The sequence below is a fragment of the Brachybacterium vulturis genome, assembly GCF_043641765.1.
Taxonomy (GTDB): Bacteria; Actinomycetota; Actinomycetes; order Actinomycetales; family Dermabacteraceae; genus Brachybacterium; species Brachybacterium vulturis_A.
Genome location: NZ_JBHZRO010000003.1, coordinates 130414 through 143798, shown reverse-complemented (window position 1 = coordinate 143798; position 13385 = coordinate 130414). Strand labels below are relative to the sequence as shown.

Annotated in this window: 9 protein-coding genes; 7 read left to right on the top strand and 2 right to left on the bottom strand. The window is 69.2% G+C overall.

The window, feature by feature from the left end; translation table 11 throughout:
• Positions 1-64: 64 nt before the first annotated feature.
• From ACHUEU_RS03375 to ACHUEU_RS03350, 6 genes are all read left to right on the top strand, one after another.
• A complete protein-coding gene (locus tag ACHUEU_RS03375; RefSeq protein ID WP_394214481.1) occupies positions 65-952 on the top strand; it encodes a carbohydrate ABC transporter permease in 888 nt (295 codons plus the stop codon).
• A 1-nt stretch (position 953) separates the two neighbouring features.
• Positions 954-1892, top strand: coding sequence for a carbohydrate ABC transporter permease (locus ACHUEU_RS03370; RefSeq protein ID WP_394214480.1), 939 nt, complete (start codon positions 954-956; stop codon positions 1890-1892).
• A gap of 22 nt (positions 1893-1914) precedes the next feature.
• The gene (locus tag ACHUEU_RS03365) at positions 1915-2964 is read left to right on the top strand and encodes a hypothetical protein (protein ID WP_394214479.1); all 1050 of its coding nucleotides are present in this window, start codon (positions 1915-1917) and stop codon (positions 2962-2964) included.
• A 111-nt stretch (positions 2965-3075) separates the two neighbouring features.
• A complete protein-coding gene (dnaE, locus tag ACHUEU_RS03360; RefSeq protein WP_394214478.1) occupies positions 3076-6648 on the top strand; it encodes a DNA polymerase III subunit alpha in 3573 nt (1190 codons plus the stop codon).
• A gap of 4 nt (positions 6649-6652) precedes the next feature.
• Positions 6653-6937, top strand: a complete 285-nt coding sequence (locus tag ACHUEU_RS03355) for an endonuclease/exonuclease/phosphatase family protein (protein ID WP_394214477.1) — start codon at positions 6653-6655, stop codon at positions 6935-6937.
• A 283-nt stretch (positions 6938-7220) separates the two neighbouring features.
• Positions 7221-8429 (top strand): acyl-CoA dehydrogenase family protein, encoded by a 1209-nt coding sequence (locus ACHUEU_RS03350; RefSeq protein WP_394214476.1) that lies wholly within the window; start codon positions 7221-7223, stop codon positions 8427-8429.
• 24 nt (positions 8430-8453) lie between these two features.
• Here ACHUEU_RS03350 and ACHUEU_RS03345 read toward each other — a convergent pair whose 3' ends face one another.
• Both ACHUEU_RS03345 and pgi read right to left on the bottom strand, forming a co-directional pair.
• A complete protein-coding gene (locus ACHUEU_RS03345; RefSeq protein WP_394214475.1) occupies positions 8454-9482 on the bottom strand; it encodes an ATP-dependent 6-phosphofructokinase in 1029 nt (342 codons plus the stop codon).
• A 215-nt stretch (positions 9483-9697) separates the two neighbouring features.
• Positions 9698-11395 carry a glucose-6-phosphate isomerase gene (gene pgi, locus ACHUEU_RS03340; RefSeq protein ID WP_394214474.1) on the bottom strand — a complete coding sequence of 566 codons (1698 nt, stop codon included), beginning with the start codon at positions 11393-11395 and terminating at the stop codon, positions 9698-9700.
• Positions 11396-11595: 200 nt separating this feature from the next.
• On the opposite strand from pgi, the gene ACHUEU_RS03335 reads away from it, so the two are divergent.
• Positions 11596-13254, top strand: coding sequence for a peptide ABC transporter substrate-binding protein (locus tag ACHUEU_RS03335; protein WP_394214472.1), 1659 nt, complete (start codon positions 11596-11598; stop codon positions 13252-13254).
• The last annotated feature ends 131 nt before the right edge of the window (positions 13255-13385 follow it).

Here is a 13385-nt window from a genome sequence, read left to right as displayed (position 1 = left end):
CGATCCGCTCGGCCGCGTCCCGATCTCCCGGCCTCCGCAGGCCGACACGAAGGAGTGATCTCGCATGCGCGCGTTCCGCTGGTATATTCCGTGGATCCTCGTGGCACCGGCCCTGATCTGGGTCATCGTGTTCGCCCTGTGGCCGTTCCTGAACACCATCGTGCTGTCGTTCACCGACGCTCGGCCACTGACCGGTGGCAGCTTCGTCGGCCTCGAGAACTACACGGACCTCCTCGGGGATCAGCGCTTCTGGAACGCGCTGGTGACGAGCCTCGCCTACGTGGCGCTGTGCGTCCCCTTCCTCACCTTCCTGCCTCTCCTGATGGCCCTCCTGGTCGAGAAGGAGATCCCGGGGATCTCCGCCTTCCGCACCACCTTCTACTTCCCGGTGATCGCCTCCGTGGTCGTGGTGGGTCTGATCTGGACCTGGCTGTTCGACTCGCGCGGCATCGTCAACGAGGCGCTCGAGTTCATCGGCCTGATCCAGGAGCCGATCCCGTTCCTCGCCAGCCGCTGGGGACTCATCGGCACGGCTGTCCTGCTGACCGTGTGGAAGGGCCTGGGGTACTACATGGTGGTCTATCTCGCCGCGCTGGGGAACGTCGGGCGCGAGCTGCACGAGGCCGCGGCGATGGACGGCGCGAACGGTCTGCGCCGTCTGCTCTCCGTGACGATTCCCGGGGTGCGCGGGGCCATGTTCCTGGTCAGTGCGCTGATCACGGTGAGCGCCATGCGGGTGTTCACCGAGCTGTACGTCCTGTCCAACGGCTCCGGCGGTCCGGGCGGCGCAGCGGCGAGCATCGTCATGCTGGTCCAGCAGACCGGCTCGGGACTGCAGGGGCGGCTCGGGTACGCCTCAGCGGCGAGTGTGGCGCTGTTCCTGCTCACCATCGGGCCGCTGCTGCTGGTCGCCTACCTCAACCGCGGCGACAAGCCGGCGAAGGGAGCCTGAGATGAACACTCTGACCCACGACCCCGCTCCCGTCCAGGTCCCGCCGTCAGGCATGCCGACGCGTCAGCGCCGCACCGACAGGCCCTGGAAGACCAAGGGCGGCGGCGGCTTCGGCAAGCCGACCCTCACGGGGCTGATCGTCCGCTACGTGCTGCTCCTGATCGTGCTGGTGATCGCCATCGGTCCGTTCATCTGGCAGCTGTCGAGCTCCTTCAAGGGCCCGCGCGACGACATCTACTCGTTCCCGCCGACGCTGCTCCCCGCGGACTTCACGCTGGAGAACTACTCGCGGGTCGCCAGCACCATCCCGATCTTCGACTACGCCTGGCACTCTCTCATCGTCGCCGTGGCACTGGTGGTCGCGAACGTCGTGCTGGGCACGCTCGCGGGCTACGCGCTGGGCTGCCTGCGCTTTCGAGGGAAGACGGTCGCCATGCTGATCCTCCTGTCGACGCTGCTGCTCCCCGGCGAGGTGACGCTGATGAGTCAGTTCCTGACGATCAAGTCCCTCGGGCTGGCCAACACTCTCGGCGGCGTGATGCTGCCGGGACTGGTGGGGGCGATCAACGTGCTGCTGATGACCGCGGCCTGCCGGGCGATCCCCAAGGAGCTGCTGGAGGCCGCGGTCATCGACGGCGCCAGCACCTGGCAGATCCTGCGAAACATCGTCTGGCCGAGTGTGCGCGGCATGGCCAGCGTGGTCGCGATCTTCGCGTTCATCGGTGGCTGGGACGACTTCCTGTGGCCGTTGATCGTGCTCACGGACCCGGCGAAGTACACCCTCACCGTCGGCATGGAGTACCTGAACTCGAACTTCGGCTCGGACCCGCGCGTGGTCGCCGCCGGCACCATGATCGCGCTGATCCCGATCATCATCTTCTTCGCCGTCTTCCAGAAGTTCTTCTTCCGCGGCGTCGAGGACGGCGCGATCAAGGGCTGATCTCGCCGCGTAGGCTGACACCATGACCGAGACCAGGGGCGCCCAGCTGGTGGGCAGCGTGAACTTCGATGACGCCGAGACCACGATGCGCACCGTCGCCGAGATCCTCGGCGCGCACGTGCGCCGCATCCCCGACGGTGAGGTGGGGAAGCGATTCCACTGGATCATGTTCCAGCCGGACGTGCTCGGCGAGGCCGAGGGCATCGAGCGGGTGGGGGAGGAGCCGATCCCCTTCGGCGCCGGACTCGACATCCGCCCGCTGCGCCTGGCGAGCGGTGTGGAGCCCGCACGCATCGACCTGCCCCCGCTCGGGTATGCGAGCGCCGCAGCGGAGTCCTATGCCCTGTTCACCCGGCTGCGCGCAGAGGGGACGATCCCCGCCGGGGTCAGGTTCCAGGTCTCCCTGCCCACCCCCGTCGCGGTGATCTCCAGCTTCTTCCGCGGTGAGGACCGTGGCGCCTTCGAGCCCGTCTACGCCGACGCGATCCTCGGCGAGCTCGAGCAGATCCTCGAGCACATCCCCCATTCCGATCTCGCGATCCAGTGGGACGTGGCCAGCGAGATGGGCATCCTCGAGGGGGCCTCCGGCTACGGCTCGGTGATGGAGCACTGGTGGGCCGGGGACGTGCTCGACGGGATCGTCGTGCGCCTGGCCGCTCTGGTGGACTCCGTCCCGCCCGAGGTCGAGGTGGGGATGCACCTGTGCTACGGCGACGCCGGGGAGAAGCACTTCGTGGAACCGAGCGACACCGCGAACCTGGTGCGGGTCGCGAACGCCGTCCTCGTCGCGGCCGGCCGCGAGCTGTCCTGGCTGCACCTGCCGGTGCCGATCGACCGTGCGGACGAGGCGTACTTCGCCCCGCTCGCCGAGCTCACGGAGGTCGCGGAGCTCTATCTCGGACTCATCCACCGCGAGGACGGGGCCGCGGGCGCACGCCGCCGCCTCGCCGCGGCGGACTCCGCCGTCCGTCAGGACGTCGGTGTGGCCACCGAATGCGGCATCGGCCGCGCCCCCGCAGGCACCACCGAAGGGATCCTGCGCACCCATGCGGAGGTCGCCGCGCCGCGGTGAGACCAGCGCCGCCGACGGCTCCCGACGGCGACACGCCGAGCGCGCCGAGGTGACCTCTCCGACCCCCTCCTGAGCGCCTCGGATGTCGTGGGCAGGGCTACCCTGGAGAGCATGGCTCCCGCGGACTCCGATGACTTCGTACACCTCCACGTGCACACCGATTACTCCCTGCTGGACGGGGCCGCGAAGATCGACAAGCTCGTCGAGGAGACGGTGCGGCAGGGCCAGCAGGCGGTCGCGATCACCGACCACGGCTACCTGTTCGGCGCCTACGAGTTCTACAAGGCGGCGACGGGCGCAGGCATCAAGCCGATCATCGGCATCGAGGCCTACGTGACGCCGGGGACCAGCCGCCACGACCGCACCCGCCAGCAGTGGGGCACCCGGGAGCAGCAGCTCGCCGGGGACGATGTCTCGGCCCGCGGCGCCTACACGCACCTGACGCTGCTCTCCCGCACCACCGCCGGCATGCACAACCTGTTCCGCCTGGGGTCCTACGCCTCGCTCGAGGGGCAGATGGGCAAATGGCCGCGCATGGACCGGGAGATCCTCTCCCAGTACTCCGACGGGCTGATCGCCACCTCGGGCTGTCCCTCCGGCGAGGTCCAGACCCGCCTGCGGCTGGGCCAGTTCGATGAGGCGGTCAAGGCAGCCGGCGAGTACCAGGACATGTTCGGCCGCGAGAACTACTTCATCGAGCTGATGGACCACGGGCTCGACATCGAGAAGCGGGTCACCAAGGACCTGCTCGAGGTCGCCAAGGCCGTGGGCGCCCCGCTGGTGGCCACCAACGACCTCCACTACGTCACCGAGCAGGACGCCCAGATCCAGGACGTCCTGCTGTGCATCAACTCCGGCTCCCGCCTGAACGACCCCGACCGCTTCAAGTTCGGCGGCTCCGGCTACTTCCTGAAGTCCGCGCGACAGATGCGTGAGCTGTTCCGCGAGTTCCCCGAGGCCTGCGACAACACCCTGCGGATCGCCGAGATGTGCGAGGTCGAGTTCCGCACCACCGACGAGGGCGCGAACTACATGCCGAACTTCCCCACCCCGGTGGGGGAGGACGAGGAGTCCTGGTTCGTCAAGGAGGTCCAGCGCGGGCTCGAGTACCGCTACCCGAGCGGCATCCCCGAGGACGTGCAGCAGCGCGCCGACTACGAGGTCTCCGTCATCCTGCAGATGGGTTTCCCCGGCTACTTCCTGGTGGTCTCGGACTACATCAAGTGGGCCAAGGAGCAGGGCATCCGCGTGGGCCCCGGCCGTGGCTCCGGCGCCGGCTCGATGGTCGCCTACGCCATGCGGATCACCGACCTCGACCCGCTCGAGCACGGCCTGCTGTTCGAGCGGTTCCTGAACCCCGACCGCGTCTCCATGCCGGACTTCGACGTCGACTTCGATGATCGCCGCCGCGGCGAGGTCATCGAGTACGTCGAGCGCAAGTACGGCGATGACCGCATCGCACAGGTGATCACCTACGGCGTGATGAAGACGAAGAACTCCCTCAAGGACGCCGCGCGCGTGCTGGACTACCCCTACGCGATGGGCGACCGGCTGTCCAAGGCGCTCCCGCCCACGGTGATGGGCAAGGACATCTCGGTCAAGGGCATCTTCGATCCCGAGGACAAGCGCTACGCCGAGGCGGGGGAGTTCCGCCGGATCCACGACGAGGACCCCGACGTCCAGAAGGTCGTCGAGATCGCCCAGGGCGTCGAGGGCCTGACCCGCGGCTGGGGCGTGCACGCCTGCGCCGTGATCATGTCCAGCCATCCGCTGATCGACATCGTCCCGATGATGCGCCGTCCCTCCGACGGCCAGATCATCACCCAGTTCGAGTACCCCACCCTGGAGGCCCTCGGGCTGCTGAAGATGGACTTCCTGGGGCTGCGGAACCTCACCGTGCTCTCCGACGCGGTCGAGAACATGGCGCGCAACGGCAAGACCCCGCCCGATCTCGAGACGCTCCCCTTCGACGATGCGAAGACCTACGAGCTGCTGCAGAAGGGGGACACGCTGGGTGTGTTCCAGCTGGACGGCTCCGGCATGCGCACCCTGCTGCGGCAGATGAAGCCGGACCAGTTCGGGGACATCACCGCGGTCTCGGCGCTGTACCGGCCGGGCCCGATGGGCATGAACTCCCACACCAACTACGCGCTGCGCAAGAACGGCCTGCAGGAGATCACGCCGATCCATCCCGAGCTCGAGGAGCCGCTCGCGGAGATCCTCGGCGAGACCTACGGCGTGCTCGTCTACCAGGAGCAGGTCATGCAGACGGCGCAGAAGGTCGCCGGGTACAGCCTGGGACAGGCGGACATCCTGCGCCGCGCCATGGGCAAGAAGAAGAAGGCGGAGCTGGACAAGCAGTTCGCGTCCTTCGAGGCCGGGATGAAGGAGAACGGCTACTCCGCGGCCGCGGTGACGGCGCTGTGGGAGACCCTGATGCCCTTCGCCGACTACGCCTTCAACAAGTCGCACTCGGCCGCCTACGGCGTGGTCTCCTACTGGACCGGCTACCTCAAGGCGAACCACCCCACCGAATACATGGCCGCGCTGCTGACCTCCACGCAGGAGAACCGCGACCGCCTCGGCCTGTACCTCGGCGACTGCCGCCACCGCGGGATCACCGTGCTGCCACCGGACGTCAACGAGTCCGATCTGTACTTCTCCGCCGTCGGCGACGACATCCGCTTCGGCCTCTCCGCGATCCGCAACGTCGGCGCCCATGTGGTCACGGAGATCATCGCCACCCGTGAGGAGAAGGGTGCCTTCACCTCCTTCACCGACTTCCTGGACAAGGTGCCGCTCTCGGTGTGCAACAAGCGCACCATCGAGTCCCTGATCAAGGGCGGCGCCTTCGACTCGCTCGGCGCGAACCGCCGCTCCCTGGTGCTGATCCACGAGGACGCCGTCGACTCCGTGGTCGATGTGAAGCGCAAGGAGGCCCAGGGCCAGTACGACCTGTTCGCCGACGTCTTCGGCGGCGGAGGCGGGGACGACAGCGGGATGGCCTCCGGTTCCGCCGCGACGATCACGGTCCCCGATCTGCCCGAATGGGACCGCAAGGAGAAGCTCGCCTTCGAGCGGAACATGCTGGGCCTGTACGTCTCGGACCACCCCCTGTACGGGCTCGAGCACGTCATCGCCCAGAACTCGTCCACCGCCATCAGTGCGCTCGCCGACGACGGCGCCGTGGAGGACGGGGCGATGGTCACGATCGCGGGGCTGATCACCTCCCTGCAGCGCAAGACCACCAAGAAGGGCGACATGTGGGCGATCGCCACGGTCGAGGACCTCGAGGGCTCGATCGACTGCCTGATGTTCCCCTCCACCTACCAGACCGTCGCCACCGAGCTCGCCGAGGATCTGATCGTCTCGATGAAGGGACGGGTGGACACCTCCAAGGGCATGCCCGAGCTGAAGGTGATGGAGATGTCCATCCCGGAGACCGGGGGAGGGCCCGACGGTCCCGTGGTCATCGCGCTGCCCGCGATGCGCGCCAGCGAGCGGGTGGTCTCGGACCTGCGCGGCGTGCTCGAGGACAACCCCGGCGGCAGCGAGGTGCGCCTGCGCCTGCAGGAGCCCGGCCGCACCACGCTGATGCAGCTGGACAAGCGGCTCTCGGTCACCCCCTCGGCCGCGCTGTACGCTTCGCTGAAGACCCTGCTGGGACCGAGCTGCCTGCAGTGAGGCGATGAGCGCGTGGCGGGTCGCGACCTTCAACATCCGCCACGGCCTGGGCCCCGATTCTCGGGTGGATCTCCTGCGCACCGCCCGCGAGATCCGGCGGCTCGACGCCGACGTGATCGGCCTGCAGGAGGTCGACCAGGGGGTCGGGCTCCGCTCCGCTCACGAGGACCAGCCCGCACGGCTCGCGGCGCTGCTGGGTACGCGGGTCTGCGTCGGCGTCGCGATCGATCTCCCGCCGCCGCACGTCGGTGCCGCTGCGCCGAGGGCCAGGAGCTCGACGTGCTCGTGACGCACCTCGACAATGCCAGCAGGGCGCATCGCGCCGTCCTGGCACGGCTGCGCACCCGTGGAGGGGCCACTCATCCGGCCCGGTTCCCGCTGCGACGGATCGACGCACTCTGGACACCCCGGTGCCATCGAGGCGCGCGTCCCGGTGGTGGCGCCCCGAGGCGCCTCGGACCACCGCCCGGTGAGCGAGACCCTGCGCACCCCTCACTGACGCGCCGGGAGACCGCAGCGGGAATCGCGCTGCCCGCCGCCCCCAGCGGGCCGGCCTGGACTAGCGTTGCCTCATGAGCCCCACCGCCGAGGACCTGCTGCCCGAATCCCTGCTGAAGACCTTCCGCGAGCGCGCGGCGGTCCACGACCGGGAGAACACCTTCCCCGGCGAGGACCTCGCCGACCTCCGCGAGCGCGGCTACCTGCGCCTGCTGGTGCCGACCGAGCTCGGTGGGCTCGGCGCCTCGCTGCTGGAGGCCACGCGGATCCAGCGCCGACTCGCCGAGGCCGCGCCCGCCACGGCGCTGTCGATGAACATGCACCTGGTGGTCACCGGGGCGGCGCTGCATGCCCACCGCCTCGGTGTGGCACCGGTGCGCACCATCCTCGAGGACGCCGCCGCGGATCGGCTGTTCGCCTTCGGGATCTCCGAGGCCGGCAACGACGCGATGCTCTTCGACTCCTCCACCCGCGCCGAGGAGCAGGAGGACGGCGGATTCGCGCTCACCGGGACCAAGATCTTCACCTCGCTCGCCCCGGTCTGGGACCGGCTGGTGGTGCACGGCCGCGTCGCCGAGGCGTCCGAGGCCGAGCCGCGGCTCGTCTTCGGGATCATCGAGCGCACCGACGAGGTCGAGACCCTCGATGACTGGGACACCCACGGGATGCGCCCCTCTCAGTCCTGCACCACCCGCCTGCACGACGCCCCGATCCTCGGCGATCGGGTGCTCACGCACACTCCCGTCGGCCCCAACCCCGACCCGTTCGTGATGGGCATCTTCGGCGCCTTCGAGCTGCTGATCGCCTCGGTGTACACCGGCATCGCGGAGCGCGCGATCACGGTCGGCACCGGGATCGCGACCACTCGTCGCAGCGCCACCAAGGACATCGTCCACGCCGACGACCCGGACATCCGCTGGCGTCTGGCCGAGGCGGCGATCGCGGTGGACGGCTCGATCCTGCAGATCGAGAAGGTCATGGCAGATCTCGATGCCCTCGGCACGGGGGAGCAGGGCAGGGGCCTGAGCGATCACGGCCCACGCTGGTTCCTGCACTTCTCCGGCGTGAAGTCCCGGGCGACGGAGACGGCGATCGCCGCGGTGGACCAGGTGCTGCGCGCCAGCGGCGGCGCCCAGTACTTCCGGCGCAGCGAGCTGGAGCGGCTCTCCCGGGACGTGCGCGCCGGCATGTACCACCCCTCCGACGAGGAGTCCGTGCACGCCTCCTACGCCAAGGCCCTGCTCGGCGAGATCGGGGCGCCCCGCCCGGCGCTGCCGCGGTGATCAGGTGCGCTCGCGGGTCGTCGATCAGCCGAACAGCACCGCGGCCTCGCGCCAGCGGGACTCCGGCACCCGCTTGACGCTGTCGATCGCCTCGGTGAGCGGGACATCCACGATCTCGGTGCCGCGCAGCGCGACCATCCGGCCGAAACGGTTCTGGTGGACCAGATCCACCGCCGCGGTCCCGAGCCGGGTGGCGAGCACCCGGTCATAACCGGTCGGCTCCCCGCCGCGCTGGATGTGTCCCAGCACCGTGGCCCGGGACTCGATGCCCAGCCGCTCCTCGATCAGCGGGGCCAGCACCTCGGCCACCCCGCCGAAGCGGGGCCGTCCGAACTCGTCCAGCTCGTAGTCGATGAAGCCTCCCGGAGCATCCCGGGGCACGAACCCCTCGGCGACCACGACCAGCGGTGCCCGGCCCCGGGCGAAAGCCGACTCCACCTGGGTGCAGATCTCGCCGATGGTCAGCGGGAACTCCGGCAGGCAGATCACATGCGCTCCCGCGGCCATTCCCGAGTGCAGGGCGATCCAGCCGACGCTGCGGCCCATCACCTCGGCGACCATGCAGCGGTGATGGGAATCGCCGGTGCTCCGCAGCCGGTCCAGGGACTCGGTGGCGATCTCCACCGCCGTGTTGAACCCGAAGGTGTAGTCGGTGGCGTCGAGGTCGTTGTCGACCGTCTTGGGGACCCCGACCACCGGGATGCCCGACTCGCAGAGCCGATTCGCGGTGAACAGGGTGCCGTCGCCGCCGATCGCGATGATCGCGTCCATGTCGTTCTCGTCGAGGTGACGGCGCACGATCTCCGCCCCGTCCTCGCCCTCGGCGAAGGGATTCGAGCGGGAGGTGCCCAGGATCGTGCCGCCGAGGCGGCCGATGCCGCGCACGCGCCGACGGGGCAGCGTCATCCAGTCATCCTCGATCACACCGCGCCAGCCGTCCCGGAACCCGATGAACTCGTCCTCGAAGTGCTGAGCGCCCTTGATCACCGCCCCGCGGATCACGGCGTTCAGCCCGGGGCAGTCGCCGCCGGAGGTCAGGATTCCGATCTTCATGGGAAGCTGTCTTCTCTCGTCGAGCGCGGGCGGGGGAGCGGTGCGTCCCCCATCCACTCTAGAGGTGCGGGCCGGACCCCCACAGGACCACCGGCCCCCTTCGACGGTGCCGCGGCCTGGGCGTGGACCGCTCCCGGCCGCGACAGGCACAGCCGAGCGCCCCGGCCCCTCCGCGAGGAGGGACCGGGGCGCCGTCGTCATGCCTCGAGCACCGCTCAGCGCTGCGCGCGCTGCCCCAGGTAGTAGCGGATCAGCCCTGCGGTCGAGGCGTCCTCGCCCGCGATCGCCTGCTCGTCCCCGGCGACGGCGGGCGCGAGACCCTTGGCCAGCTGCTTGCCCAGCTCCACCCCCCACTGGTCGAAGGAGTTGATGCCCCACACCACACCCTGCACGAAGGTGATGTGCTCGTACAGAGCGATCAGCTGCCCCAGCACCGCCGGGGTGAGCTGCGGGGCCATGATCGAGGTGGTGGGCCGGTCGCCGGAGAACTCGCGGGCCGCGACCAGCGCGCCCTCGGTGCCCTCCGCCCGGACCTCCTCGGCGGTCTTGCCGAAGGCGAGCGCCTTGGTCTGGGCGAAGAAGTTCGCCAGGAACAGCTCGTGGACGTCCTGGTCCCCGTCCTGCAGCGGATGGTTCGGGGTCGCGAAGGCGATGAAGTCCGCGGGGATCACCCGGGTGCCCTGGTGGATCAGCTGGTAGAAGGCATGCTGGCCGTTGGTGCCGGGCTCGCCCCAGAACACCTCACCGGTCTCGGTGGTCGCGAGCGAGCCGTCCCAGCGCACCGCCTTGCCGTTGGACTCCATCGTGAGCTGCTGGAGATAGGCGGGGAAGCGGTGGAGGTACTGCGAGTAGGGAAGCACCGCATGGGTCTCCGCCTCCAGGAAGTTCACGTTCCACACGTTCAGCAGCCCCATCAGCAGCGGCACGTTCTGCTCCGCCGGGGCGGTGGCGAAGTGCTCGTCCATCGCGTGGAAGCCGGCCAACAGCTCCTCGAAGGTGTCCGGTCCGAGCACGGTGGCGAGCACGGCGCCGATCGCGGAGTCCACCGAGTAGCGGCCGCCCACCCAGTCCCAGAAGCCGAAGGCGTTGTCGGGATCGATGCCGAAGTCCGCGACCTTGTCCAGCGCGGTGGAGACGGCGACGAAGTGCTGGGCGATCGCCTCCGACTCCTGCTCGGTGGTCAGGGCCGCGTTCTCCCGCAGCCCGGTCAGCAGCCACTGTCGCACCAGACGCGCATTGGTGAGGGTCTCCAGGGTGGTGAACGTCTTCGAGGCGACGATCACCAGGGTGGTCTCGGGGTCGAGGTCCTGCGTGGTGGCGAAGGCGTCGGTGGGGTCGATGTTCGAGATGAACCGGGCTTCGAGACCGTCCTGCGCGAGCGGCTTCAGCGCCTCGTAGACCATCACCGGGCCCAGGTCGCTGCCGCCGATGCCGATGTTCACGACCGTCTCGATGCGCTTGCCGGTGACGCCCGTCCACTCTCCCGAGCGCACCGCGTCCGCGAAGTCGAAGACGCGCTGCAGGGTCTGCTGGACGTCCTCGTCGATGTTCTGGCCGTCCACCTCGAGAGCGGGCGAGGCGCCGGCCGGTCGGCGCAGTGCGGTGTGCAGCACGGCGCGGTCCTCGGTGGTGTTGATGTGGGCGCCGGCGAACATCGCGTCGCGATGCTCGGTGACCCCGACCTCGCGGGCCAGCTGCAGCAGCAGCTCCACGGTCTTCGGGGCGACGAGGTTCTTGGAGAGATCGACGTGCAGGTCGGCGGCGTCGTGCGTGAACCGTTCGGCGCGCCGGGGGTCGGCGGCGAACCACTCTCGCAGCGAGCCCTCGATCTCGAGGTGGTGCGCCTCGAGCTCAGCCCAGGCGTCGGTGGTGGTGGGGTCGATCGGGGCGGCGGGTGAGGTAGGAGCAGGCATACAGCCATTGAACACCGCGGGCGTCGAAAGTGCAGAGTCCTCTCGGGTGTTCCCGGGGCGGGTGTCAGGGGACGGACAGCGTCCTGAGACCGAAGTGTTACCACCAGATGGGATGCCATTGACAGGGGAGGGTGCACACTTGTCGGTGATGCTGCACACTGTCGTGCGGTTCACGAACCCAAGACACCACAGGAGTATTCATGACCATCTCGCGCCGTTCGATGATGATGGGCACCGCCGCCGGCGGTGCCGCTGCCCTGACGCTCGCCGCCTGCGGCGGCGACGAGGGAGGGTCCGGGGGCGCCGGCGGTGGCGAGGGCGGCGGCGGTGGCGGTGGCATGATCCTGGCCAATGGCACCGAACCGCAGAACCCGCTGATCCCGACCAACACCAATGAGGTCGGCGGCGGCCGCATCGTCCAGAACATCTTCTCGGGCCTGGTCTCCTACGACGCCGAGGGCACCCCGCAGAACGAGGTGGCGGAGTCCATCGAGACCGAGGACAGCCAGCACTACACGATCACCCTCGCCGAGGGGTGGACCTTCACCAACGGTGATCCGGTCACGGCCCAGAGCTTCGTGGACGCCTGGAACTTCGGCGCCAATGCCGCCAACGCCCAGCTCTCCGGCTACTTCTTCGAGCCGATCGAGGGTTTTGCGGACCTCCAGGGCGAGGACGTGGCCGCCGATGCCACCCTCACCGGTCTCGCCGTCGAGGACGACCTGACCTTCACCGTCACCCTGGTCTCTCCGCAGGCGGACTTCCCGATCCGGCTGGGCTACACCGCGTTCTCGCCCCTGCCCCAGGCGTTCTTCGACGACCCGGAGGGCTTCGGGGAGAACCCGATCGGCAACGGCCCCTACTCGCTCACCTCCTGGGAGCACGAGGTCTCCGCCGAGCTCGCGGTGAACCCGGACTACCAGGGCCCCCGCGCCCCGCAGAACGACGGCGTGCGCTTCACCTTCTACCAGGACATCGAGACCGGCTACAACGACCTGCTCTCGGGCGGGCTCGACGTCATCGACAACATTCCCGCCAGCCGCCTCACCTCCTTCGAGCAGGAGCTCGGGGAGCGCGCGGTCAACCAGCCGGCCGCGATCTTCCAGTCCTTCACCATCCACATGGAGGATCCGAACTTCAGCGGGGAGGCCGGGGCCCTGCGTCGCCAGGCCCTGTCCAAGGCGATCAACCGTCAGGAGATCTGCGACACGATCTTCCAGGGCACCTCGTCCCCGGCCACGGACTTCTCCACTCCTGTGGTCAACGGCTATTCGGACTCGATCCCCGGCAGCGAGGTGCTGGAGTTCGATCCCGAGGGCGCCAAGGCGCTATGGGAGGAGGCCGAGGGCATGCAGCCCTTCGAGGGCCCCTTCACCCTCGCCTACAACGCCGACGGCGACCACGCCACCTGGGTCGAGGCGGTCACCAACCAGCTGCTGAACAACCTCGGCATCGAGGCCACCGGCAAGTCGTACCCGACCTTCGCCGCGCTGCGCGACGAGGTCGGCAACCGCACGATCACCGGCGGCTTCCGCAGCGGCTGGCAGGCGGACTACCCCTCCGTGTTCAACTTCCTCGGCCCGCTGTACGGCTCGGCCGCGGCGGAGGGTCGCGGGTCCAACGACGCCGACTACATGAACGAGGAGTTCGACCAGCTGCTGGCCGACGGCCTCTCGGCCACCGATGACGAGACCGCGTTCGCCAAGGCCCAGGCCGCGGAGGAGCTGCTCTTCCGCGACCTGCCGGCCGTGCCGCTGTGGAACGACAACGTCACCGGCGGCTCCGCGGAGACCGTGGAGAACGTCGTCTTCGGCTGGGACAGCCAGCCGCAGTACCACGAGATCACCAAGTCGGCCTGATCCTCCTGACCCGACGGGGCGGGGACGCGGCTCGGCAGCCGCCCCCGCCCCGCATCGGGTCCGCGCGACGCCGCATGGCGTCGATGCGTACCGCAGCCCCGCAAGTGGCTATGGTGTTCCAGATTCCCCCG

Excerpts from the sequence above, each read along its gene's own strand:
- ACHUEU_RS03370 (WP_394214480.1), top strand. The coding sequence starts at position 954 with ATGAACACTCTGACCCACGACCCCGCTCCCGTCCAGGTCCCGCCGTCA.
- dnaE (WP_394214478.1), top strand. The coding sequence starts at position 3,076 with ATGGCTCCCGCGGACTCCGATGACTTCGTACACCTCCACGTGCACACC.
- ACHUEU_RS03350 (WP_394214476.1), top strand. The coding sequence starts at position 7,221 with ATGAGCCCCACCGCCGAGGACCTGCTGCCCGAATCCCTGCTGAAGACC.
- ACHUEU_RS03375 (WP_394214481.1), top strand. The coding sequence starts at position 65 with ATGCGCGCGTTCCGCTGGTATATTCCGTGGATCCTCGTGGCACCGGCC.
- ACHUEU_RS03355 (WP_394214477.1), top strand. The coding sequence starts at position 6,653 with ATGAGCGCGTGGCGGGTCGCGACCTTCAACATCCGCCACGGCCTGGGC.
- ACHUEU_RS03345 (WP_394214475.1), bottom strand. The coding sequence starts at position 9,482 with ATGAAGATCGGAATCCTGACCTCCGGCGGCGACTGCCCCGGGCTGAAC.
- ACHUEU_RS03335 (WP_394214472.1), top strand. The coding sequence starts at position 11,596 with ATGACCATCTCGCGCCGTTCGATGATGATGGGCACCGCCGCCGGCGGT.
- pgi (WP_394214474.1), bottom strand. The coding sequence starts at position 11,395 with ATGCCTGCTCCTACCTCACCCGCCGCCCCGATCGACCCCACCACCACC.
- ACHUEU_RS03365 (WP_394214479.1), top strand. The coding sequence starts at position 1,915 with ATGACCGAGACCAGGGGCGCCCAGCTGGTGGGCAGCGTGAACTTCGAT.